This window comes from Enterobacter sp. TMH.L2, from assembly GCF_050847315.1.
Classification (GTDB): Bacteria; Pseudomonadota; Gammaproteobacteria; order Enterobacterales; family Enterobacteriaceae; genus Cedecea.
On the sequence record NZ_CP193791.1, the window covers coordinates 3386760 to 3410307 of the forward strand.

24 protein-coding genes are annotated in these 23548 nt (G+C 56.0%); 12 read left to right on the forward strand and 12 right to left on the reverse strand.

Going from position 1 to position 23548, the window contains the following annotated elements:
• Positions 1-10: 10 nt before the first annotated feature.
• From sdhA to sdhC, 3 genes are read right to left on the reverse strand one after another with little or no spacing between them, the layout of a single operon-like run.
• The gene (gene sdhA / locus ACREYP_RS16325; RefSeq protein ID WP_008456142.1) at positions 11-1777 is read right to left on the reverse strand and encodes a succinate dehydrogenase flavoprotein subunit; all 1767 of its coding nucleotides are present in this window, start codon (positions 1775-1777) and stop codon (positions 11-13) included.
• Positions 1777-2124: a succinate dehydrogenase membrane anchor subunit gene (gene sdhD / locus ACREYP_RS16330; RefSeq protein ID WP_008456141.1), complete on the reverse strand. Its 348-nt coding sequence runs from the start codon at positions 2122-2124 to the stop codon at positions 1777-1779. The genes sdhA and sdhD overlap by 1 nt, the downstream gene beginning before the upstream one ends.
• Positions 2118-2522: a succinate dehydrogenase cytochrome b556 subunit gene (sdhC, locus tag ACREYP_RS16335; RefSeq protein ID WP_034808195.1), complete on the reverse strand. Its 405-nt coding sequence runs from the start codon at positions 2520-2522 to the stop codon at positions 2118-2120. The genes sdhD and sdhC overlap by 7 nt, the downstream gene beginning before the upstream one ends.
• A 645-nt stretch (positions 2523-3167) precedes the next feature.
• Between sdhC and ACREYP_RS16340 the strand changes: the two genes are divergently transcribed.
• Positions 3168-4454, forward strand: a complete 1287-nt coding sequence (locus ACREYP_RS16340) for a citrate synthase (RefSeq protein ID WP_008456139.1) — start codon at positions 3168-3170, stop codon at positions 4452-4454.
• A 46-nt stretch (positions 4455-4500) separates the two neighbouring features.
• Here the strand turns inward: ACREYP_RS16340 and nei are convergent, their stop codons facing one another.
• From nei to ACREYP_RS16370, 6 genes are all read right to left on the reverse strand, one after another.
• Entirely contained in the window at positions 4501-5292 is a 792-nt protein-coding gene (gene nei / locus ACREYP_RS16345; protein WP_008456138.1) for an endonuclease VIII, read from the reverse strand.
• Between the two features lie 18 nt (positions 5293-5310).
• Positions 5311-6243, reverse strand: coding sequence for a 5-oxoprolinase subunit PxpC (gene pxpC / locus ACREYP_RS16350; protein ID WP_008456137.1), 933 nt, complete (start codon positions 6241-6243; stop codon positions 5311-5313).
• The gene (gene pxpB, locus ACREYP_RS16355) at positions 6237-6893 is read right to left on the reverse strand and encodes a 5-oxoprolinase subunit PxpB (protein WP_336818606.1); all 657 of its coding nucleotides are present in this window, start codon (positions 6891-6893) and stop codon (positions 6237-6239) included. Before pxpB ends, pxpC begins: the two co-directional genes overlap by 7 nt.
• 13 nt (positions 6894-6906) lie before the next feature.
• Positions 6907-7650 carry a type 2 GTP cyclohydrolase I gene (locus ACREYP_RS16360; protein ID WP_498532644.1) on the reverse strand — a complete coding sequence of 248 codons (744 nt, stop codon included), beginning with the start codon at positions 7648-7650 and terminating at the stop codon, positions 6907-6909.
• Between the two features lie 15 nt (positions 7651-7665).
• Positions 7666-9075 carry a deoxyribodipyrimidine photo-lyase gene (phrB, locus tag ACREYP_RS16365; RefSeq protein WP_498880990.1) on the reverse strand — a complete coding sequence of 470 codons (1410 nt, stop codon included), beginning with the start codon at positions 9073-9075 and terminating at the stop codon, positions 7666-7668.
• Between the two features lie 207 nt (positions 9076-9282).
• Positions 9283-9489 (reverse strand): YbfA family protein, encoded by a 207-nt coding sequence (locus ACREYP_RS16370; protein ID WP_008456133.1) that lies wholly within the window; start codon positions 9487-9489, stop codon positions 9283-9285.
• Between the two features lie 313 nt (positions 9490-9802).
• On the opposite strand from ACREYP_RS16370, the gene kdpF reads away from it, so the two are divergent.
• The 7 genes from kdpF to ACREYP_RS16405 are packed head-to-tail and all read left to right on the forward strand — an operon-like array spanning position 9803 to position 18066.
• Positions 9803-9892: a K(+)-transporting ATPase subunit F gene (kdpF, locus tag ACREYP_RS16375; RefSeq protein WP_008456132.1), complete on the forward strand. Its 90-nt coding sequence runs from the start codon at positions 9803-9805 to the stop codon at positions 9890-9892.
• The gene (gene kdpA, locus ACREYP_RS16380; RefSeq protein ID WP_008456127.1) at positions 9892-11577 is read left to right on the forward strand and encodes a potassium-transporting ATPase subunit KdpA; all 1686 of its coding nucleotides are present in this window, start codon (positions 9892-9894) and stop codon (positions 11575-11577) included. The genes kdpF and kdpA overlap by 1 nt, the downstream gene beginning before the upstream one ends.
• A gap of 13 nt (positions 11578-11590) precedes the next feature.
• Positions 11591-13639 (forward strand): potassium-transporting ATPase subunit KdpB, encoded by a 2049-nt coding sequence (gene kdpB / locus ACREYP_RS16385; RefSeq protein WP_008456125.1) that lies wholly within the window; start codon positions 11591-11593, stop codon positions 13637-13639.
• A gap of 12 nt (positions 13640-13651) precedes the next feature.
• Positions 13652-14227 (forward strand): potassium-transporting ATPase subunit KdpC, encoded by a 576-nt coding sequence (kdpC, locus tag ACREYP_RS16390; RefSeq protein WP_008456123.1) that lies wholly within the window; start codon positions 13652-13654, stop codon positions 14225-14227.
• A 12-nt stretch (positions 14228-14239) separates the two neighbouring features.
• The gene (kdpD, locus tag ACREYP_RS16395; protein ID WP_008456121.1) at positions 14240-16927 is read left to right on the forward strand and encodes a two-component system sensor histidine kinase KdpD; all 2688 of its coding nucleotides are present in this window, start codon (positions 14240-14242) and stop codon (positions 16925-16927) included.
• On the forward strand, positions 16924-17601 hold the full coding sequence (kdpE, locus tag ACREYP_RS16400; RefSeq protein ID WP_008456119.1) for a two-component system response regulator KdpE: 678 nt from the start codon (positions 16924-16926) through the stop codon (positions 17599-17601). The genes kdpD and kdpE overlap by 4 nt, the downstream gene beginning before the upstream one ends.
• A gap of 36 nt (positions 17602-17637) precedes the next feature.
• Complete coding sequence (locus ACREYP_RS16405; protein ID WP_008456117.1) at positions 17638-18066, forward strand: EamA family transporter; 429 nt, start codon at positions 17638-17640, stop codon at positions 18064-18066.
• Between the two features lie 34 nt (positions 18067-18100).
• On the opposite strand, the gene pgm is transcribed toward ACREYP_RS16405, so the two are convergent.
• Positions 18101-19744 (reverse strand): phosphoglucomutase (alpha-D-glucose-1,6-bisphosphate-dependent), encoded by a 1644-nt coding sequence (pgm, locus tag ACREYP_RS16410; RefSeq protein WP_166994549.1) that lies wholly within the window; start codon positions 19742-19744, stop codon positions 18101-18103.
• 27 nt (positions 19745-19771) lie between these two features.
• Positions 19772-20320 (reverse strand): replication initiation negative regulator SeqA, encoded by a 549-nt coding sequence (gene seqA / locus ACREYP_RS16415; protein ID WP_008456114.1) that lies wholly within the window; start codon positions 20318-20320, stop codon positions 19772-19774.
• A gap of 174 nt (positions 20321-20494) precedes the next feature.
• Here seqA and ybfF point away from each other — a divergent pair, with 174 nt between their 5' ends.
• From ybfF to fur, 4 genes are all read left to right on the forward strand, one after another.
• Entirely contained in the window at positions 20495-21262 is a 768-nt protein-coding gene (gene ybfF / locus ACREYP_RS16420; RefSeq protein ID WP_336818603.1) for an esterase, read from the forward strand.
• 141 nt (positions 21263-21403) lie between these two features.
• The gene (ybfE, locus tag ACREYP_RS16425; protein ID WP_008456110.1) at positions 21404-21682 is read left to right on the forward strand and encodes a LexA regulated protein; all 279 of its coding nucleotides are present in this window, start codon (positions 21404-21406) and stop codon (positions 21680-21682) included.
• Positions 21683-21861: 179 nt separating this feature from the next.
• Positions 21862-22392, forward strand: coding sequence for a flavodoxin FldA (fldA, locus tag ACREYP_RS16430; protein WP_008456108.1), 531 nt, complete (start codon positions 21862-21864; stop codon positions 22390-22392).
• A 279-nt stretch (positions 22393-22671) separates the two neighbouring features.
• On the forward strand, positions 22672-23118 hold the full coding sequence (gene fur / locus ACREYP_RS16435; protein ID WP_008456106.1) for a ferric iron uptake transcriptional regulator: 447 nt from the start codon (positions 22672-22674) through the stop codon (positions 23116-23118).
• 93 nt (positions 23119-23211) lie between these two features.
• Here fur and ACREYP_RS16440 read toward each other — a convergent pair whose 3' ends face one another.
• Positions 23212-23538, reverse strand: a complete 327-nt coding sequence (locus tag ACREYP_RS16440; RefSeq protein WP_008456104.1) for a ChiQ/YbfN family lipoprotein — start codon at positions 23536-23538, stop codon at positions 23212-23214.
• Positions 23539-23548 lie beyond the last annotated feature (10 nt).

Sequence of the window (23548 nt, forward strand, 5' to 3'; positions counted from 1 at the left end):
TGTCTCCGCATTAATAAGTACGAATCTTCGGCGGGAACGCCGGACGCAGTTTCGGTTCCATGTTAACGCTACGACGCGTCATGGATTCCGTCTCTGGCAGATACAGGGAATGGCACAGCCAGTTTTCGTCATCACGCTCCGGGAAGTCGAAGCGGCTATGCGCGCCACGGCTCTCGGTACGGAAGTTTGCCGACACCGCAGTGGCGTAAGCGGTTTCCATCAGGTTATCCAGCTCCAGGCACTCAACGCGCTGGGTGTTGAACTCGCTGGAAGTGTCGTCCAGACGGGCATTTTTCAGGCGCTCGCGGATTGCTTTCAGCTGCTCAAGCCCTTTGGCCATCGCGTCACCTTCGCGGAATACCGAGAAGTTGTGCTGCATACATTCCTGCAGCGCTTTGCGGATTTCCACCGGATCTTCACCGTTACGGTTGCCGTTCCAGCGGTTAAGGCGCTCAAGGGAGGCGTCGATTTCAGCGTCGGTTGCGTCAAGCAGATCGCCCTGCTCGGCAATGGATTCCTGCAGGTGCAGGCCAACAGCACGCCCGAACACCACCAGGTCAAGCAGGGAGTTGCCGCCCAGACGGTTCGCACCGTGTACGGAAACACAGGCAATTTCGCCCACGGCGAACAAACCAGGGATAACCACATCTTCGCCCTGCTCGTTCACGGTCAGCGCCTGGCCGGTCACTTTGGTCGGAATACCGCCCATCATATAGTGGCAGGTTGGGATAACCGGGATCGGCTCTTTCACCGGATCGACGTGGGCGAAGGTACGGGACAGTTCCAGAATGCCCGGCAGGCGGGATTCCAGCACTTCTTTACCCAGGTGGTCGAGTTTCAGTTTGGCGTGTGGCCCCCACGGACCATCACAGCCGCGGCCTTCACGGATTTCGATCATGATGGAGCGCGCCACCACGTCACGACCCGCCAAGTCTTTCGCGTTCGGGGCATAACGCTCCATGAAGCGTTCGCCGTGTTTGTTCAGCAGGTAACCGCCTTCACCACGGCAGCCTTCTGTGACCAGAACCCCTGCCCCGGCAATGCCGGTTGGGTGGAACTGCCACATTTCCATATCCTGCACCGGCACGCCAGCGCGGATAGCCATACCAACGCCGTCACCGGTGTTGATGTGGGCGTTGGTGGTGGATTGATAAATACGGCCTGCGCCGCCGGTTGCCAGCACGGTTGCGCGGGCTTTGAAGTAAACGACTTCACCGGTTTCGATGCACAGTGCGGTACAGCCAACCACTGCGCCATCGGCGTTTTTCACCAGATCCAGCGCATACCACTCGGAGAAGATGGTGGTGTGGTTTTTCAGGTTCTGCTGATACAGCGTGTGCAGTAAAGCGTGGCCGGTACGGTCAGCTGCTGCCGCAGTACGCGCCGCCTGCTCGCCGCCGAAGTCTTTCGACTGGCCGCCGAACGGACGTTGATAAATGGTGCCGTTTTCCAGACGGGAGAAAGGCAGGCCCATGTGGTCCAGTTCCAGAATCGCTTCCGGGCCGGTTTTACACATGTATTCGATGGCGTCCTGGTCACCGATATAATCGGAACCTTTTACCGTGTCATACATGTGCCATTCCCAGTTATCTTCATGGGTATTACCCAGCGCCACGGTGATACCACCCTGCGCAGATACGGTATGGGAACGAGTTGGGAACACTTTAGAAAGCAGCGCACAGGTCTGGCCGCTCTGGGAAATCTGTAGCGCCGCGCGCATACCTGCGCCGCCGGCACCAATCACTACAGCATCAAATTCTCTGACTGGCAGTTTCATTACACACCCCACACCACAACGAATCCATAAATGACGTAAACCAACAGCGCGACAACAATCAGCAGCTGTAAAGGAAGGCGAATCGCCAGTGGTTTAACGTAGTCGGTCAACACCTGCCACATGCCAATCCAGGCATGGATCAAAATAGAGAACAGTGCCAGCAGGGTGAAAACTTTGGTGAAGGCAGAGGCAAAGAAGCCGTGCCAGACGTCGTAGGTCAGCTCGCCGGTAACAGCGAAGAAGCCAATCATGTAGATGATGTACAGGGTGAGTACGATGGCGGTAGCGCGAACCAGCACATAATCGTGCACGCCATTGCGACCCAATGCGGAGGCATTGCTTACCATACGAGGACTCCTGCAAGAATTGAAAGCACGACAGTAATAACAAAGGCGATATGTGCGGATCGTTTGCCCGCTACAAAGGTCTCTTCCAGATAGCCAAAGTCCATCAGCAGATGGCGAATACCCACCACCACGTGATAGGCCAGAGCCGTCAGAATGCCCCACATTATAAATTTAACGATAAAGCTGCTCATCACGGCGGACGCGGTCAGAAAACCTTCCGGGGAGGAGAGTGACAGTCCCAGCAACCAAAGCAGAATGCCGACCGCCACAAATGTGATCACGCCGGAAACGCGGTGGAGGATGGAAGCGATTGCAGTGACGGGGAACCGGATCGTTTTCAGATCCAGATTGACAGGTCGTTGTTTTTTCACGTTTCTTATCATGAATAGCGCCCACATGCTCTTCTTATTGTTTCCTTCCTCCGGATCTGCATTCGGGGTCAGACAGCGCTAACTTTCTATAACTGTGCGTCATGCAAAAAACAGCTACATACAGAGGCCAGGGATCTGGCTACAACGCTGGGTGGCTCCCGGTAGCAGGTTGTTCCGGAGACCTGGCGGCAGTATAGGCTCTTCACAAAATCATTACAATTAACCCACATAATGTTTGAAGGGTTTTGCTCGGAACAGTGAGCAGGATCACGATAACAACATTATTTTAAATTTTAATCATCTGATTTGACAAAAGTTAAACATTCTTGTTACAAACAGGGCCAGAAAAGCCGTATAATTCGTAAAAGTTATAGGGTCAGCCTTTCACCTGAGTAATAGTTATGTAACAGTGGATGGGTATTGACCCGAGAGATCAGGACAGTTATTAGTGATATACAGGTTTGAATGATACTGATTGCTAAGACGCTGATTTGCTGTAGTTTCGCCCCCAAAGCGAGTGTTACCTGCAAGCGCCCATCGCTCTGTACCCTGGTTGTACTCCTCTAAACAGAGCCGCGAGCCAATTAAAAAACTGGTAACCAACCATTGTGGGTTCGAATGCAAATCGGACGCCCGGCAGTCTTATGAAATAAGGCGCTAAGGAGACCGTAAATGGCTGATACTAAAGCAAACCTCACCCTTAATGGTGACGATGCTCTCGAACTTGATGTGCTAAAGGGCACGCTAGGTCAGGATGTAATTGATATCCGTAGTCTTGGTTCTAAAGGTGTATTTACTTTTGACCCAGGTTTCACCTCTACCGCATCCTGCGAATCCAAAATCACTTATATCGACGGTGACGAAGGCATTCTGTTGCACCGCGGTTTCCCGATTGACCAACTGGCCACCGAATCCAGCTACCTGGAAGTGTGCTACATCCTGCTGAACGGCGAAAAACCGACGCAGGAGCAGTTCGACGAATTCAAAACTACCGTTACCCGCCACACCATGATTCACGAGCAGATCACCCGTCTGTTCCACGGCTTCCGTCGCGACTCACATCCGATGGCCGTGCTGTGCGGCGTAACCGGCGCGCTGGCGGCCTTCTACCACGACTCCCTTGACGTGAATAACCCACGTCACCGTGAAATCGCGGCATTCCGTCTGCTCTCCAAAATGCCAACCGTAGCGGCAATGTGTTACAAGTATTCGATTGGCCAGCCGTTTGTTTACCCACGCAACGACCTCTCCTACTCGGCTAACTTCCTGAACATGATGTTCTCCACGCCGTGCGAAGAGTACAAAGTTAACCCAATTCTGGAGCGAGCAATGGATCGTATTCTGATCCTGCACGCTGACCACGAGCAGAACGCATCGACGTCGACCGTGCGTACCGCAGGTTCTTCCGGCGCTAACCCATTTGCGTGTATCGCGGCGGGGATCGCTTCCCTGTGGGGACCGGCTCACGGCGGCGCGAACGAAGCTGCGCTGAAGATGCTGGAAGAAATCAGCACCGTGGAGCACATTCCAGAATTTATCCGTCGTGCCAAAGACAAGAACGACTCGTTCCGCCTGATGGGCTTCGGCCACCGCGTGTACAAAAACTACGACCCGCGCGCCACCGTGATGCGTGAAACCTGTCACGAAGTGCTGAAAGAGCTGAACCTGAAGGATAACAACCTGCTGGAAGTGGCGATGGAGCTGGAACACATCGCGCTGAACGACCCGTACTTCATCGAGAAGAAACTCTACCCGAACGTAGACTTCTACTCCGGCATCATCCTGAAGGCGATGGGCATTCCTTCCTCCATGTTTACCGTTATCTTCGCGATGGCGCGTACCGTGGGCTGGATTGCACACTGGAACGAAATGCACGACGACGGCATTAAAATTGCCCGTCCACGTCAGCTGTACACCGGCTACGACAAACGTGATTTCAAATCCGATCTCAAAAAGTAATATTTCTTACTTGATGAGTAAAAAACGCGCCCTGTGGCGCGTTTTTTTATTTCTGGCAGCGAGGGCACCAGTAAAACGGTCTTGAAGAGAAGTTGGTTCTTTCAATAATCCCTCCACATCGTTCGCACGGTTCACCCGCCCGGTGAAACACCCTAAAGCTGAAAACAGCCCCGTGATGTTTGTTCTCATCTCCCTGGCCTCGCGTCTGATAAGAAAGCCGTGGAATCGCCAGCAAAGCAGTCGCTAACCGCTCAATCTGCTCTTCGCTTAAATCCTCCGCGCGGTGCTGCGGCGCAAGTTCCGCTTCCCAAAGGATTTCCACTCGCAGGTAATTCCCCAAACCGGCAAGAAAAGCCTGGTCGAGCAGTAACCCGCTGAACTGCCGACGGCGAAACTTTGGCGACAGCAAACGTGCTTTGACCAGATCCACCGTCAGCGTTTCATCCAGCACATCCGGCCCCACGCGCTGCAAGAAAGGCTGTTGTTCAAGCTGCCCCTGGTCGAGGATTTCGATGTCCGAGGCGCTGTAAAGAAGAATGGCTTTTTTAGCCGTTTGCAGCCTGACACGCAGCACACGGTTCGTTTCTGCTACTTTACCTACGTCAGCCACTCGCCATACGCCGTAAAGCTGATTATGACTGTACAAGGTTAAGCCGTTGGAAAAATGCGTCAGCATTGCTTTTCCCCGGGTTTCGATACGACCGATGGTTTTCCCCACCAGCATCGCTTCAAACGGCTTAAGCTCTTCAAAAGCAAACCAGGCTTCGGTTAACGGCTCCCCGCCCACGGCGGCTTCCAGCTTGTCCGCCGCGCGGCGAATCTCCGGTCCTTCCGGCATACTAAACTCCCTGAAACGTTATGCTTCCTGTGCCAGTTGCCAGGCAATCTGCTCGAGATAAATAGCCTGTTCGCGGCGCGCTTTGAGCGCCTCCGCCAGCGTACACGGCACAAAATGAATGGGTTCCCCCAGCCTGACCTGAGCCAGATGATAAAGATCGGCCTCAATCACGCAGGCAATGCGAGGATAGCCCCCGGTTGTCTGGGCATCGTTCATTAACACAATCGGCTGGCCGTTATGCGGTACCTGAATCACGCCCGGCAGCAGGCCATGGGACAGCATTTCTCGCTGGGTCGTCCGCTCCAGCTCTGGCCCCTGAAGCCTGTAGCCCATCCGGTTACTCTGCGGGCTAATTTGCCAGGCCAATCGCCAGAAACTCTCCTGAGATGCCAGGCTGAATTCCTGATACTCCGGCCCGGTCACGGCGCGAATGCGATTTCCCCAAAGCAGTTGTTTTACGCCGCGGGGATGCTGAAATTTACGTTGAGGTTTACGCAAAGCTAAACGGTCACCATCCCGCAGCAAACGGCCATGATGACCGCCGATCCCGGCTTTAAGATCGGTGCTGTAAGACCCCATCACTTCCGGCACATCCAGGCCACCGTCGACGGCAAGGTAGCTGCGCATACCGTGCGTAGGTTTTTTCAGCGTCAGCCTTTGGCCTTTTTTGACAGGCAGTCGCCAGCCCGTCCACACGGCGTTGCCATCCAGCTCCGCATGGCAGCCTGCCCCGGTAAGCGCAAACCAGCCGCTACGCCCGAATTCAATCACGCACTGTCCAAGGGTGATTTCCAGCGCGGGGGCATCTGGCGCATTCCCAACCAGTAAATTGGCGACGGAGATGGCGGGGGTATCGAGCGCGCCGCAGCGGCTCACGCCCAAATGACGCTGCCCTTCCCGGCCCGTATCCTGCACGCTGGTTTGTATCCCGGCGCGAATAATATTCAGCATATGCCCCCCTGCTGCGGGACGAAACGCACGGTATCACCCGGCAACAATAAAGTGGGTGATGAGCCGTTGGGGTTAAACAAATCGAGTGAGGTGCGGCCGATGATTTGCCAGCCTCCCGGCGTCACCAGCGGATAAATGCCGGTTTGACTGCCACCAATGCCTACAGAGCCAGCGGCAACCTGCAGCCGGGGTTCTGCCCGGCGGGGCGTAGCGAGGACTTCAGGCAGTCCCCCCAGATAAGCAAAGCCCGGCTGGAAGCCAAGGAAGTAGACGATGTACTCCGCGTCAGAATGCAGGGCAACAACCTGTTCGGGCGTTAAGTTATTCTGGCGAGCCACGACATCAAGATCGGGTCCCACCTCACCGCCGTATACGACCGGAATATCAATCTTACGAGGCGGAGGGATCACAGCCTCACTTTCTTCCCACCAGCGCTGGAGCCATTCAATGCCATCCAGCGCAAGCCGCTGAGGATCTTTCAGCACCACGGTGATGTTATTCATGCCCGGAATGGCCTCGCTCACCTCGTCAGAGGTATTCAGGCGCTGCAGCAGTCCCCAAATGCGCTGCTGGCTGGCAAGCCTGACAGGAGGATCCAGCTCCAGAACCACCGCTTTTTCACCCAATAAATAACAGCGAGCTCGTTGCACAGCTCCTCCGGTATCAGGCAGGATTAGGGATATCGATAAAGATAACGTCGAGATCGGTTTCGCTGTTTAGCCAGTCGCTAAGCGCCTGGATCCCACCCCGCTCGGTGGCATGGTGACCCGCGGCGTAGAAATGCAGCCCCTGTTCGCGGGCGGAATGAATCGTCTGCTCGGAAACTTCGCCGGTAATAAACGCATCCACACCAAAGCGCGCCGCGCTATCGATAAAGCCCTGCCCGCCGCCCGTGCACCACGCCACGCGGCGGATCTGATCCGGGCCGGTGTCTCCACACCACAGCGGCGTGCGGCCTAAGCGCATTTCAATCCAGGAAGCCAGCTCCACGCCGGAAAGCGGCGTCGGGAATTCACCCCACGGGACCAGCGGCTCAACTTCCCCTTTCGTTTCAATCCCCAGCAGCGCGCCAAGTTGGGCGTTATTCCCCAACTGCGGATGGGCATCAAGCGGCAAATGCCAGCCGTAAAGGTTGATGTCGTTCGCCAGCAGCGTTTTCAGGCGGTTGCGCTTCATGCCGCGGATCACCGGCGATTCATTTTTCCAGAAATAACCGTGGTGGACGATCACCGCATCGGCCTGCTGGCGCACAGCTTCGTCCAGCAGCGCCTGACTGGCAGTAACCCCAGTAACAATCTTGCGGATCGCTTCCCGGCCTTCAACCTGCAGGCCATTCGGGGCGTAATCACTAATTGCCGCGCTGTTCAGCTTGTCATTAATCAGGCGTTCCAGTTCACTGTTTTTCATCATTATTCTCTTTGGTTATTGTCTTGCCGCTTCATAAGCCGCAAGCGTATTCAGTCGGGCCTGCCTATGGTCAACAATCGGGCGCGGGTAGTCCAGCGTTTGCTTTTGTTTATCAGCCCAGTCCCACGGCGAATGAATCTGTTTCCCTGGCACAGTTTTCAGTTCAGGTAGCCAGTGGCGAATAAAATCCCCTTCAGCATCAAAGCGTTCACCCTGAGTTGTCGGGTTAAAAATGCGAAAATAAGGCGCGGCGTCGGTGCCCGTAGAAGCCGCCCACTGCCAGCCGCCGTTGTTCGCCGCCAGATCTCCGTCAATCAGCTGCGACATAAAATAGCGCTCGCCCTGCCGCCAGTCGATCAGCAAATCCTTCACCAGAAAACTCGCCACGACCATACGTAAACGGTTATGCATCCAGCCCGTTTGGTTCAGCTGCCGCATCGCCGCATCGACAATGGGGTAACCCGTTTTACCCTGCTGCCAGGCTTCAAGCCATGCATTATTTCCGCTCCAGCGAACTTTATCCGTCCAGGCAATAAACGACTGGTGACGGCAAAGTTTTGGGTACGCGACCATCAGATGGCGGTAAAACTCGCGCCAGATGAGTTCGTTGAGCCAGGTAGCTCCGGCTTCGCCCTCCAGCGCTTTAGGGTGCTCTTTTAGCAGACGATGCAGGCACTGGCGCGGAGACAAAACGCCGGTGGCCAGATAAGGTGACAGCCGGCTGGTGCCTTCTATCGCCGGGAAATCACGTTGTTCCGGGTAGTCGGCAGCGGGCTGCAGGCAAAATTTACGCAGCATGCCAATGGCCTCCGGCTCACCCACCGGGAAGAGTTCGCGGTCAAACGCCTCACGGGGCATATCAAACGCAAAGCGTTCATTGAAGTCGCACTCTCCACGGGTTTTGGGCGCAGGCACGCATTCCGGCAGCCCTTCCTGCAAGCGCCGAATAAACGCCTTGCTGAACGGGGTAAAGACTTTGTACATCTCGTGGTTGCCGGTAGTGACGCTGCCCGGTGCAAGCAGCAGGCTATCATCAAATCCCTGCACGGTAACGTCCACATTCAGAGCTTTTTCCAGCGCGGCGTCACGGGCACGCTCGTTAACTTCATACTGGTAGTTGTAAAAAAGCGCATCGACTTTTTGTTCAACGCAGAACGCTTTTATACAGTCTATCGACGCGGCAAAATCCGCAGCCTGTTGGATATGAAGTTCAATCCCACGCCCGGCCAGGGCATGACCCAATGCCCGTAAATGCTCAAAGATAAATTCGACCTGTTTGGGTGCCATGACGTGCTGCCGCCATTGTTCGGGCGTCACGACAAAAAATCCGATGACTTTTGCATCGGGATTAAGGCAGGCGGCGTGTAAGGCGTAGTTATCGTGAATACGTAGATCGTTGCGGAACCAGACCAGATGGGTAGGCATAACTCTCCCTGGATTCATTACCTGACCGCCGCCATTGCGCGTTGGCGACGGTTCAATATTGGAAGTTATTCCGGGCAGCAGAAGTATACCAATGCCAGACTAAGCGACATCGCTGGCTGCCCGCGTCTCAGTTGTTAACTCAGTGTAGCAAGACGCAGGCAACAAAAAAGCTACCCGGAGGTAGCTTTCGTCAAATCGATTCAGCTTTTAGTAATAATCGAAGGCGGCGGCTTCAGATTGCGCCATCCACACCGGCTTGTCGCTGGTTTTGGACCAGACGCGGTGCAGGTAGCTGTAAAAACGCGCGCGATCTTTCCAGAACAGCATTACAGGCAGCGCCAGCACACCGGCAGCGACTGCGAAAGTGCGACGCAGGATGACCTGATGCGCAGGGTATTCTTTGTATAAAGACATAGGCTTCTCCTCATAATGTGTGACCGACACCGCATGTCGGAAAATCGAAACTTGTTATCTGGTCAAAATACTATCTCATTGTTTGAAAGTTTACTACTCCTCCGACCAGATAAATGCACTTTTTTGTGCGCTATTTATCTTTTTACCTGTAATTAAGTTACAAAATGGTTAAATAAATACTAACCATTAGTTAACTAATGGCTTTTGCCATTTTTATACTTTTTTTACACCCCGCCCCCGGACTTTTACGACATCTTTTCACCCGAAATCCTATTCTGCCGCGAAATGCTTAACGCACCGTTGGAGGTGGATTGTGAGTGCAGGCGTCATAACCGGCATCGTGCTGGTCTTCTTGCTGTTGGGTTACCTGGTTTATGCCCTGATTAAAGCGGAGGCGTTTTAATGGCTGCGTCCGGATTTTTACTGATCGCCAGCTTCCTGCTGGTGCTCTTTGCCCTTGCGAAACCGCTGGGCGCCGTGCTGGCACGACTGATCGACGGCGAACCGCTGCCGATCGTGGGCCGCATTGAGCCCATTTTGTGGTCCCTGATGGGCAGCAAAGGTGAAGAAATGGGCTGGAAACGCTATCTGATGGCGATTCTGGCATTTAACGTTTTTGGGCTGATCCTGCTGTTCGCGATGCTGCTGTTCCAGGACAGTTTGCCGCTTAACCCGCAGCATCTGCCGGGCCTCTCCTGGCATCTGGCGCTGAACACTGCCGTCAGTTTTGTCTCCAACACTAACTGGCAGTCTTACGGCGGCGAAACCACGCTGAGCTACTTCAGCCAGATGGTGGGCCTGACGGTACAAAACTTCGTTTCTGCCGCCACCGGCATTGCCGTAGTGTTTGCGCTGATCCGTGGTTTCTCTCGCCATTCCACCAGCACGCTGGGCAACGCCTGGGTCGATTTAACCCGCGTTACGCTGTACATCCTGCTGCCAATCTCGCTGGTGATGGCGCTGTTCTTTATCAGCCAGGGTTCGCTGCAGAACTTTTCTGCTTACCAGCCTTACACCACCATTGAAGGCGTTCAGCACCTGCTGCCGATGGGGCCGGTGGCTTCTCAGGAAGCAATAAAAATGCTGGGGACCAACGGCGGGGGCTTCTTCAACGCTAACTCCTCTCACCCGTTTGAGAACCCTACGGCGCTGACCAACTTCGTGCAGATGGTTTCCATCTTCCTGATCCCGGCCGCGCTCTGCTTCGCCTTTGGTGAAGCCGTGGGTGACCGCCGTCAGGGCCGCGCGCTGCTTTGGGCGATGACCATTATCTTCGTGGTCTGCGTGGTGGTAGTGATGTGGGCCGAGCTGCAGGGCAACCCGCACTTTATCCAGTTGGGTGCCAACAGCAGCATCAACATGGAAGGCAAAGAGAGCCGCTTCGGCATTCTGAATAGCAGCCTGTTCGCGGTGATTACTACCGCCGCATCCTGCGGGGCGGTCAACGCCATGCATGACTCCTTTACGGCGCTGGGCGGCATGGTGCCAATGTGGCTGATGCAGATTGGTGAAGTGGTCTTCGGCGGCGTAGGCGCTGGCCTGTACGGCATGCTGCTGTTCGTCCTGCTGGCCGTGTTTATCGCCGGGCTGATGATTGGGCGTACCCCGGAATACCTGGGTAAGAAAATTGACGTGCCGGAGATGAAGATGACTTCGCTGGCCATTCTTATCACCCCTGCCCTGGTGCTGCTCGGCACCGCGCTGGCGATGATGACGGATGCAGGCCGCAGCGGCATGGCAAACCCTGGGATCCACGGCTTCAGCGAGGTGCTGTATGCGGTTTCTTCCGCCGCAAACAATAACGGTAGCGCCTTCGCCGGCCTGAGCACCAACACGCCGTTCTGGAACGTTCTGCTGGCCGTATGCATGTGGTTTGGTCGCTTTGGGGTGATTATCCCGGTAATGGCTATTGCCGGTTCCCTGGCCGCGAAAAAATCCCAGGCCGTCAGCATCGGTACGCTGCCAACGCACGGCCCGCTGTTTATCGGTTTACTGATTGGGACAGTGCTGCTGGTTGGCGCCCTGACCTTTATCCCCGCCCTCGCTTTAGGCCCGGTTGCGGAACACCTTTCTCTGGTTAATTTCTGATTACGAGGCTTCCATGAGTCGCAAGCAACAGGCGCTGTTTGAACCTGGTCTGATCCGTCAGGCGCTAATTGATTCTTTTAAAAAGCTCGCCCCGCAGGTGCAGTGGCGCAACCCGGTGATGTTTATCGTCTGGGTGGGGAGCATCATCACTACCCTGCTCGGGATAGCGATGTTCACCGGCCTGCAGCAGGGGGATGCCCTCTTCACGCTCGCCATCAGCCTGTGGCTGTGGTTTACCGTGCTGTTCGCCAACTTTGCTGAAGCGCTGGCAGAAGGCCGCAGCAAGGCCCAGGCGAACAGCCTGAAAGGGGTGAAAAAAACCAGTTGGGCGCGCAAACTGCGCAGCCCGCAGCATGATGCGCAGGTGGACCACATTCCGGCGGCCGATCTGCGTAAAGGCGACGTCGTGCTGGTGGAAGCCGGGGACATCATCCCTTGCGATGGCGAAGTCCTTGAGGGCGGCGCGTCGGTGGATGAAAGCGCCATCACCGGGGAATCTGCCCCGGTTATCCGTGAATCCGGCGGCGACTTTGCCTCGGTGACCGGCGGGACGCGCATTCTGTCCGACTGGCTGGTCATCCAGTGCAGCGTTAACCCAGGGGAAACCTTCCTCGACCGCATGATTGCCATGGTAGAAAGCGCCCAGCGTCGTAAAACGCCGAACGAAATCGCCCTGACTATCCTGCTGGTGGCGCTGACAATCGTCCTGCTGCTGGCGACCGCAACTCTGTGGCCGTTCTCTGCCTACGGCGGCCAGGCGGCTAGCGTAACCGTACTGGTAGCCCTGCTGGTCTGCCTGATCCCAACCACCATCGGCGGCCTGCTTTCCGCCATCGGTGTGGCCGGGATGAGCCGCATGCTGGGTGCGAACGTGATCGCTACCAGCGGCCGGGCGGTAGAAGCCGCCGGGGATATCGACGTCCTGCTGCTGGATAAAACCGGCACCATCACGCTCGGTAACCGCCAGGCCTCCGCCTTCCTCCCTGCCCCTGGCGTGGATGAAAAAGAGCTGGCCGATGCCGCGCAGCTGGCCTCACTGGCGGATGAAACGCCAGAAGGCCGCAGTATCGTGGTGCTGGCAAAACAGCGCTTTAACCTGCGTGAACGCGACGTGCAGAACCTGCAGGCAACTTTTGTGCCGTTTACCGCGCAAACCCGTATGAGCGGCATCAATATTCAGGACCGCATGATCCGCAAAGGTTCTGTGGATGCCATCCGCCGCCACGTAGAAGTGAACAACGGTCACTTCCCGGCCCAGGTCGACACGCTGGTTGAAGGCGTGGCTCGCCAGGGCGGTACGCCGCTGGTTGTTGCCGAAGGCGCTAACGTGCTGGGCGTAATCGCGCTGAAAGACATCGTGAAAGGCGGCATTAAAGAGCGTTTCGCACAGCTGCGCCAGATGGGCATCAAAACGGTGATGATCACCGGGGATAACCGCCTGACAGCCGCGGCGATTGCCGCCGAAGCCGGGGTGGATGACTTCCTTTCTGAAGCCACACCGGAAGCCAAGCTGGCACTGATTCGCCAGTATCAGGCCGAAGGTCGTCTGGTGGCGATGACCGGCGACGGCACCAACGACGCCCCTGCCCTGGCGCAGGCCGACGTAGCGGTAGCCATGAACTCCGGGACTCAGGCAGCGAAGGAGGCCGGGAACATGGTTGACCTGGACTCTAACCCAACCAAGCTGATTGAAGTGGTGCACATCGGGAAACAAATGCTAATGACTCGCGGGTCACTGACCACCTTCAGTATTGCTAACGACGTAGCGAAATACTTCGCCATTATCCCGGCGGCGTTTGCGGTGACTTACCCGCAGCTGAACGCGCTGAACGTGATGCACCTGCACTCCCCGGCTTCGGCCATCTTGAGCGCGGTGATCTTCAATGCGCTGATCATCATCTGCCTCATTCCGCTGGCGCTAAAAGGCATTAGCTACAAGCCGCTGAGCGCTGCCGCGATGCTGCGCCGCAACCTGTGGATCTATGGCCTGGGCGGCATCGTCGTGCCGTTTATTGGTATCAAAGTGATTGACGTGATCCTGACCGTACTCGGTCTGGTCTAAGAGGAAAAGAACATGGCTACGTTACGCCCCGCTTTATTACTGCTGATTATCCTGACGCTGATTACCGGAGGGGTTTATCCCCTCCTCGCCACGCTGCTGGGGCAATGGTGGTTCCCGGCTCAGGCCAACGGCTCGTTAATCGTTGAAGACGGCAAGGTTCGCGGTTCAGAACTGATTGGTCAGGACTTCACTAACGCAAAATATTTCCAGGGCCGCCCCTCTGCCACCTCGGATAGCCCCTATAATCCAATGGCATCCGGCGGCAGCAACCTTGCGGCCAGCAACCCGGAGCTGGACAAAGAGGTTAAGGCTCGCGTTAGTACGCTGCGTGCGGCTAACCCGGAGGCTAATCCAGCGGTACCCGTTGACTTAGTCACCACCTCCGCCAGCGGCCTGGACGGGCAGCTTTCTCCTGAGGCGACCGCGTGGCAAATCCCGCGGGTAGCGAAAGCCAGAAATCTGCCGGTGGAGCAAATCGCTCGCCTGGTGGCGGAAAACACCACCACGCCGCTGGTGAATTTTATCGGCATGCCGGTAGTGAATATCGTTAAGCTGAACCTGGCGCTGGACCATCTCCAGGCGAAGTAAAAAGGACGTGTTATGACCGAGGAGCCGCTGCGCCCCAACCCCGATAAGCTGCTGGAGAAAGTCAACCGCCAGCCGCGTGGGAAACTGAAAATCTTCTTCGGCGCCTGTGCAGGCGTCGGGAAAACCTACGCGATGCTTCAGGAGGCGCAGCGCCTGCGGGCGCAGGGCCTCGATGTGCTGGTAGGTGTGGTGGAAACCCACGGCCGCCAGGAAACTGCCGAACTGTTAAAGGGGCTGACGATTCAGCCCCCTCGTCGTATTCACCACCGGGGGCGTCTGGTCCAGGAGTTTGACCTGGACGCCGCCCTCGCCCGCAACCCTGCCCTGATTCTGATGGACGAACTGGCGCACAGTAACGCGCCAGGCTCGCGCCACCCCAAACGCTGGCAGGACGTGGAAGAGCTGCTTGAGGCCGGGATCGACGTCCTGACCTCCGTTAACGTTCAGCATCTGGAAAGCCTGAATGATGTGGTGGGCGGAGTCACCGGGATTCAGGTACGCGAAACCGTCCCCGACCCTATTTTCGACGCCGCCGACGAAGTCGTGCTGGTTGACCTGCCGCCGGACGACCTCCGCCAGCGCCTGCACGAAGGCAAAGTTTATATCTCCGGCCAGGCCGAACGCGCCATCGAGCACTTCTTCCGTAAAGGCAACCTGATAGCGCTGCGAGAGCTGGCCTTGCGACGCACAGCCGACCGCGTTGACGATCAGATGCGCGCCTGGCGGGACAACCAGGGACAGGAAAAAGTCTGGCACACGCGGGACGCCATTCTGCTGTGCATCGGCCATAGCAACGGCAATGAAAAACTGGTTCGCACCGCCGCTCGCCTTGCCGCCAAGCTCGGCAGCGTCTGGCACGCCGTCTACGTCGAAACGCCGCAGCTTCACCGCCTGCCGGAACATCAGCGCCGGACCATTTTAAGCGCTCTGCGGCTCGCTCAGGAGCTGGGAGCCGAAACCGCCACGCTTGCCGACCCTAATGAAGAAAAAGCGGTGTTGCGCTACGCCCGCGAACACAATCTCGGCAAAATCATTATTGGCCGCCATACCACGCGCCGCTGGTGGCACCGTACTTCTTTTGCCGACCGGTTAGCCAAACGCGCCCCGGACCTCGATCTGGTGATTGTGGCGCTGGATGAAAAACCGCTCCCCTCCCCGACCAGAGCACCGGACACCAGAACGCTAAGCGAGAAATGGCGCATTCAACTGCGCGGCTGCGCCGTGGCGGTGGTGCTCTGTGCGTTTATTACCTTTATCGCCAATCAGTGGCTGGTGGCCTTTGATGCCGCCAACCTGGTGATGATCTACCTGCTTGGCGTGGTGATGGTCGCGCTGTTTTATGGCCGCTGGCCGTCCGTCCTCGCGACGGTCATCAACGTGATTAGCTTCGACCTGTTCTTTATTGCGCCGCGAGGCACGCTCGCCGTGTCGGATGTTCAGTATCTGCTGACCTTCGGCGTAATGCTCACCGTCGGGCTGGTGATCGGTAATCTGACCGCCGGGGTACGTTATCAGGCACGCATCGCCCGCTACCGGGAACAGCGCACCCGTCATCTGTATGAAATGTCTAAAGCTCTGGCCGATGACCGCACGCCGCAGGACGTCGCCGCCACCAGCGTGCAGTTTATTAACAACACCTTCCAGGCCCGCAGCCTGCTGCTGCTGCCGGACGATCACGGGAAACTCAGCCGTATCGCAGCCGAAGGGGAACCCGCTCAGTGGGATGAAGCGATTGCCCGCTGGAGCTTTGATAAAGGCCAGCCCGCCGGTGCCGGAACGGATACGCTGCCGGGCGTGCCCTACCGCATCCTGCCGCTTAGCACCACGGAAAGGACCCTGGGTCTGCTGGTCGTTGAGCCGGAGAATCTGCGCCAGCTGATGATCCCCGAACAGCAGCGCCTGCTGGAAACCTTTACCCTGCTGGTGGCCACCGCGCTCGACAGGCTGCTGCTCACCGCCAGCGAAGAACAGGCCCGGCTTTCCAGCGAACGGGAGCAAATCCGCAACTCGCTGCTGGCCGCGCTTTCGCACGACCTGCGCACGCCGCTGACCGTGCTGTTTGGCCAGGCAGAAATCCTCACGCTGGATCTCGCCAGTGAGGGATCAAAACATGCCCCGCAGGCCAACGAAATCCGTCAGCATGTGCTGAACACCACCCGGCTGGTGAATAATCTGCTGGATATGGCCCGCATTCAGTCGGGCGGTTTTAACCTTCGCAAGGAGTGGCTGACGCTAGAGGAAGTCGTCGGCAGCGCGCTGAAGATGCTCGAACCGGGCCTCGGCGGCCGCCATATCGCCCTTAATTTGCCTGATCCGCTGATGCTGATTGAAGTCGACGGCCCGCTGTTCGAACGCGTGCTGATCAACCTGCTGGAGAATGCGGTTAAATATGCCGGTTATAAAGCCAACATCGGTATTAAAGCGACCTCGACAGCAGACAAGCTGGACCTGGAAGTTTGGGACAGCGGCCCGGGGGTTCCCGCTGGTAAAGAGCTGCTGATTTTTGATAAATTTGCCCGCGGTAACAAAGAGTCAGCTATTCCAGGCGTTGGGCTTGGGCTGGCTATCTGCCGGGCGATTGTTGAAGTTCACGGCGGCACAATTTATGCGCTTAACCGCCCGGAAGGCGGTGCCAGCTTCCACGTTGTGCTACCTTTATCGCCTCCCCCCGAACTCCCTGAAATGATTGAGGTGCTGTGACAACGGTTCTGATAATTGAGGATGAAAAAGAGATCCGCCGCTTTCTGCGCACCGCGCTGGAAGATGAATCGTTGCGCGTGTTTGATGCCGAAACCCTGCAGCGCGGCCTGATTGAAGCCGCCACCCGCAAGCCGGATCTGGTGATTCTGGATCTCGGCCTGCCGGACGGCGACGGCATCGATTTTATTCGTGACTTTCGCCAGTGGAGCCAGACGCCGGTCATCGTCCTGTCGGCCCGGAGTGACGAGCAGGCGAAGATTGCCGCCCTGGATGCTGGCGCAGACGATTTTCTCAGCAAGCCGTTTGGCATCGGTGAACTGCAGGCCAGGCTTCGCGTCGCCCTGCGCCGCCACGCCAGCACCGTTCAGCCCGATCCGGTTTATCAGTTTTCCGAAATTCGGGTCGACCTCGCCTCGCGCCGTATTACCCGCGGCGAAGAGGAAATTCACCTGACCCCCATTGAGTTCCGCCTGCTGGCAACCCTGCTGAATAATCACGGCAAAGTCCTGACCCAGCGCCAGTTGCTTAATCAGGTTTGGGGCCCGAATGCCGTGGAACACAGCCACTATCTGCGCATTTATATGGGCCACCTGCGCCAGAAGCTGGAGAGCGACCCCGCTCGCCCTCGCCATCTGCTCACCGAAACCGGGATCGGCTACCGTTTTATGCTCTGAAGGAGTAATCTCTGGCTCGTTCAAGAGGAGCCCGTTATGAGCGCATGGTTAGTCTACGCCCTGTTGTCTGCCGCTACGGCAGCGCTGGTCGCTATTTTTGGCAAAGTTGGTTTGCAGCATCTGGATGCCAATACCGCCACAGCCGTTCGCGCTGTGGTCATGGCGTTATTTTTAGTTGGGGTGGTCGTCGTTCAGGGAAAACTGAATCTTGTTAGTACGGTGTTTGCCGATAAAAAAGCGCTGCTGTTTATTTTGTTAAGCGGCGTGGCCGGGGCGCTGTCCTGGCTGTTCTATTTTATGGCGATCAAAAGTGGTGACGTGTCGAAGGTCGCCCCTATCGATAAGCTGAGCGTGGTGTTCGCGGTGATTCTGGCGGTGATTCTGTTTGGTGAGAAAGTGTCGCTGATTGCCGGGATAGGCGTGGCGCTTATCACCTGCGGCGCACTGATGGTGGCTTTGGGTTAAAAGAGAAAGGCTCCCTGGGGAGCCTTTTTGCATATTACTTCGCGCTTTTCAGCACTTCGCTGACAATCTCTACCGCTTCTTTCTCGATCTGCTCGCGGTGCTCTGCGCCGAGGAAGCTTTCACAGTAAATCTTGTAGGCGTCTTCGGTGCCGGACGGACGAGCGGCAAACCAGCCGTTCTTGGTCATCACCTTCAGGCCGCCAATGGAAGCGCCGTTGCCCGGAGCCGCCGTCAGACGCGCGGTGATCGGGTCACCTGCCAGCGTGTCTGCACTCACCATTTCAGGTGACAGCTTGGACAGCGCGGCTTTCTGTGCAGAAGTGGCTGGTGCCTGAATACGGTTATAGCTCGGTGCGCCAAAGCGCGCGGCTAACTCATCGTAATGCTGCTGCGGGTTTTTGCCCGTCACGGCGGTGATTTCTGCCGCCAGCAGACACATGATGATACCGTCTTTGTCGGTCGACCATGGGGTGCCGTTGAAGCGCAGGAACGATGCCCCGGCGCTCTCTTCGCCCCCGAAGCCGAAGCTGCCGTCGAACAGGCCGTCAACGAACCACTTAAAGCCAACCGGGACTTCCACCAGCTTGCGGCCCAGATCTTCTACCACGCGGTCAATCATCGCGGAGGAAACCAGGGTTTTACCGACGGCCACATCTTTGCCCCACAGCGGACGGTGCTGGAACAGATAGTTAATAGCCACAGCCAGGTAATGGTTCGGGTTCATCAGGCCCGCTGGCGTGACGATGCCGTGGCGGTCGTAATCCGGGTCGTTGGCAAACGCCAGATCGAATTTGTCGCGCAGCGCCAGCAGGCCCGCCATCGCACATTCGGAGGAGCAGTCCATGCGAATTGCGCCGTCTTTATCCAGGTGCATAAAGCGGAAGGTCTGGTCGACCTGATCGTTCACGATGGTCAGATCGAGGTTGTAATGCTTCGCGATACGGTGCCAGTATTCGATCCCGGAACCGCCGAGAGGATCAACCCCCAGCTTCAGGCCCGCTTTTTGAATCGCGGCCATGTCGACGATATCCACCAGCCCTTCGATGAACGGCTGAATCAGATCCTGCGCCTGAACGTGACCGCTTTCCCAGGCTTTATCCAGCGTAATGCGCTTCACGCCTTTCAGGCCGTCGGCCAGCAACGCGTTAGCGCGATCTTCAACGACTTTGGTGACGTTAGTATCAGCCGGGCCACCGTTTGGTGGGTTGTACTTGATGCCGCCGTCGTCCGGTGGGTTGTGGGATGGCGTGATAACAATCCCGTCCGCCTGAGGGCCGCCCTTTTGGTTATGCACCAGGATGGCGTTAGAAATCGCAGGCGTCGGCGTATAGCCGTTATCCTGCTGCACAATGACGTCCACGCCGTTAGCGGCCAGCACTTCCAGCACGGAGATAAACGCAGGTTCGGACAGCGCGTGGGTGTCTTTGCCCACATAGCATGGACCGGTGATCCCATTCTTTGCGCGTTCTTCAGCGATAGCTTGCGCAATCGCCAGAATATGAGGTTCGTTAAAGCTATGCCGTGCTGCACTGCCGCGGTGGCCGGAGGTCCCGAATTTCACCGCGTGTTCGCTATTCCCCACCACTGGCTTAAGCACGTAATACTGCGCCGTAAGCTGGGCTACGTTAATCAAGTCGCTCTGTTGTGCAGGTTGGCCCGCACGATCGTGGTTAGCCATTGGCTCTTCCTTACTGACGCCAGGTTTTTAAATAGTGCCGCAAACCTTTTCAATCAGCTCCGCAGGGAACTGCATTGACTGCATGATGTGTTCGATCATGCTGCATTTACGACCAGTATTCGTATTGGTGATCACCCAGTATGGGGTGCCCGGAACATGTTTCGGCTTGGTTTGATTGCCGTTTGCCAGCAGAGTTTGCTCATCGCCAGCAAAATAGACGCGGGTGCGACCATGCAGCGATTCAGTGGCTTCGCCAAAGGTTTTTGCATCCAGCATATACAGCGTGGACAGCACCATCATAAAGCGGTTTACGGCTTTATTCTGGGCAGCGTACTCGTCGGAAAGCAGCAGCTCACGAACGGCACGCACGCGATTACGAGCCGTGTTCGCAGGTTTTTCTTCAACAACGGGAGCCGCAGCGCGCTCAGGCGCAGCGGGCGTAGAAGTGGCTGCTGGTGTTTGCCCGGCGGTAAATTTAAGCATACGCCGTAAAATGTCTGACGCGCTCTCGCCGATGTGTTTAGTCTGGCTGGCAATATAGCGGTAAAGCTCGTCATCAACTTCGATTGTTTTCATCTTAATCCAGTGCGATATCTTTTCTGAATACAAGTCGTTGGGATTATAGGGTCAAATCCCAACAGCGAACAGGAGAGGCGACTCAAAGTCAGAGTAAACTGAATATTTGCCGCACGCCCGCGAGAATGCCAACATGATACCCTAACCAAACGAACCAAAATAAAGAACTTTGCCATGAAATTAAATGCTCGCCTGCAAACTGCGCAACAATTGAATAGCAATTCCCCTATCGTACTGATCCACGGCCTGTTCGGCAGCCTGGATAACCTGGGTGTCCTGGCACGTGATCTGGGTAAAGATCATGCGTTGCTGCAGATCGATCTGCGCAATCACGGGCTGTCACCGCGCAGTGATGATATGAGCTATGCCGCAATGGCCGGGGACGTTCTGGACACGCTGGACGAATACGGCATCGAGAAGGCCACATTTATTGGCCATTCCATGGGCGGCAAAGTGGTGATGGCGCTTACCGCAATAGCCCCTCAGCGTATTGATAAGCTTGTGATGATAGATATTGCGCCGGTTAACTATCAGGTTCGCCGTCACGACGAAATTTTCGCGGCTATTCGCGCGGTCACCGAAGCGGGCGTAAAAACTCGCCAGCAGGCGGCGCAAATCATGCGCGACCACGTAGCTGAGGAAGGCGTCATTCAGTTTCTGCTGAAATCCTTTGCTGACGGCGAGTGGAAGTTCAACGTGCCCGTGCTTTGGCAGCAATACGAAACTATCGTTGGCTGGCGGCCTGTTCCGGCCTGGCCATATCCTGCACTATTTATTCGCGGCGGGAATTCTCCATATGTTGATGAAAGCCACCGCGAGGCGCTGCTAAGTCAGTTCCCACAGGCCCGTGCTCACGTCATCGCTGGAGCGGGTCATTGGGTTCATGCGGAAAAACCGGATGCCGTTCTACGGGCGATCCACCGATTTATCGACGCAGAGTAGAAAAACTGATTAAAAACAGACCGACCGGGCAGCTGAAGTCGCTAACGCGTTGGCGCGAATGGCGCGCTGATGTATGATGGCGCGCTTAATTGCACCGGCACCCTGCCCCTGCAGCCAGAATTTCCTGTCAGTATTCTAATCATGGCAAAAGAACAAACGGACCGTACTACATTAGATCTGTTCGCGGACGAGCGTCGCCCCGGGCGGCCGAAAACTAATCCGCTCTCGCGCGATGAGCAATTGCGTATCAATAAGCGCAATCAGCTGAAGCGCGATAAAGTGCGTGGTTTGAAGCGGGTTGAGCTAAAACTGAACAACGAGGCGGTCGATGCCCTCAACCAGCTGGCTGACGCCCGTAACATCAGCCGCAGCGAACTGATCGAAGAGATGCTGCTCGAGCAGCTTAAAAATCTCGGGTAACGCCTTCAGCCACCCTGCGGGTTATCTGAAATCTCAAAAGGGTGAGCAAAACCATGTTGCAGACTGTGCACCCGGGCGTGATAGCTGTTTCCGCTGCTGGAGCTGTTCTGCTATGATTGCCCTATACGTGGGCATTGAACGGCCAGCATACTATTAAGTTTCAAGAGGTTATTTTACTCATGGCAATCGTAGGCATTTTTTTCGGCAGCGACACCGGTAACACCGAAAATATCGCGAAAATGATTCAAAAACAGCTCGGTAAAGACGTTGCTGAGGTGCATGACATTGCTAAAAGCAGCAAAGAAGATCTCGAAGGTTTCGACATTCTCTTGCTCGGCATCCCGACCTGGTACTACGGCGAAGCCCAGTGCGACTGGGATGACTTCTTCCCTACGCTTGAAGAAGTCGATTTCAACGGTAAACTGGTGGCGCTGTTCGGCTGCGGCGACCAGGAAGACTACGCGGAATATTTCTGTGATGCGCTGGGCACCATTCGCGACATTATCGAACCGCGCGGCGCGGCGATTGTGGGCCACTGGCCAACCGCGGGCTACCACTTCGAAGCCTCCAAAGGCCTGGCGGATGACGACAATTTTGTCGGCCTGGCCATCGATGAAGATCGCCAGCCGGAACTGACCGCTGAGCGCGTTGAGAAGTGGGTTAAACAGGTTTCTGAAGAACTGAATCTGTCGGATATCATTAACGCCTGATTTCTCTGGCGCAAATACAGCATTTGCGCCATCTTGATAGCTTGTAGCAATGAAAATAATTGCTACAAGTTTGTAACTTTCTCGTACATCCCTGTACAATGTCTTCCTGATAGCTTGGCTGATAATTACTGTAAATGGCGACGCCGCCACGATTTTTCAGCCTTATTTTGCACCATACTTGCGGTTCCCATTTAGAAGTAGCAGTTCTATAATGAGACGCATTACTCTTTACGCTCACTGCAGTTTGAGCGAATCGTTAAGCAACAGGACACTTTCCGCATGACTGACAACAATACCGCATTAAAGAAGGCCGGCTTGAAAGTCACGCTTCCGCGATTAAAAATCCTCGAAGTGCTGCAAGAGCCGGTAAATCATCACGTCAGCGCGGAAGACTTATATAAACGTCTGATCGACATGGGCGAAGAAATCGGCCTGGCGACCGTCTATCGCGTGCTGAACCAGTTTGATGATGCAGGGATCGTGACCCGCCATAATTTTGAAGGCGGCAAGTCCGTTTTTGAGTTGACCCAGCAGCATCACCACGACCACCTGATCTGCCTCGACTGCGGTAAAGTGATCGAGTTCAGCGATGATTCTATTGAATCCCGCCAGCGTGAAATTGCCACGCGCCACGGCATCCGCCTGACTAACCACAGCCTCTATCTGTACGGACACTGTGCTGAAGGTGACTGCCGCGAAGACGACACGGCCCACGATCCTAAATAAGTAATCCGCATTAACAAACGCTGCTTCGGTGGCGTTTAAAAGCAAAAACCGGCAGGTTTCCCTTGCCGGTTTTTTATTGACTGAAAAAGGCTATCAGCTGTTATTGGCGCGAATCTCCTGCCAAATCTTATCGCAGCGTACCTTCGCGGCTTCATCATTGCCGCTCTTTCTTGCCTGGATACATTTCTGGTAATCCAGCACGTTCACCGTCTCTTTCTCAACAAACGCTTTATGCTGTTTTTCCTGGCGCAGTACGTTCAGCACGCTCTGGCAGGCTTCAATTTTATCCGGATTGCCTTCCGCCGTATTGATACAGGCGCTATAGGCCTGCTTCAGGCGTGAATCTTCCGGAGGTGCAGGAGGTTGAACGCAGGCAGACAGCGTGAATACAGCGGCGGTAATCAGCAGAATCTTTTTCATGTTCGGTTCC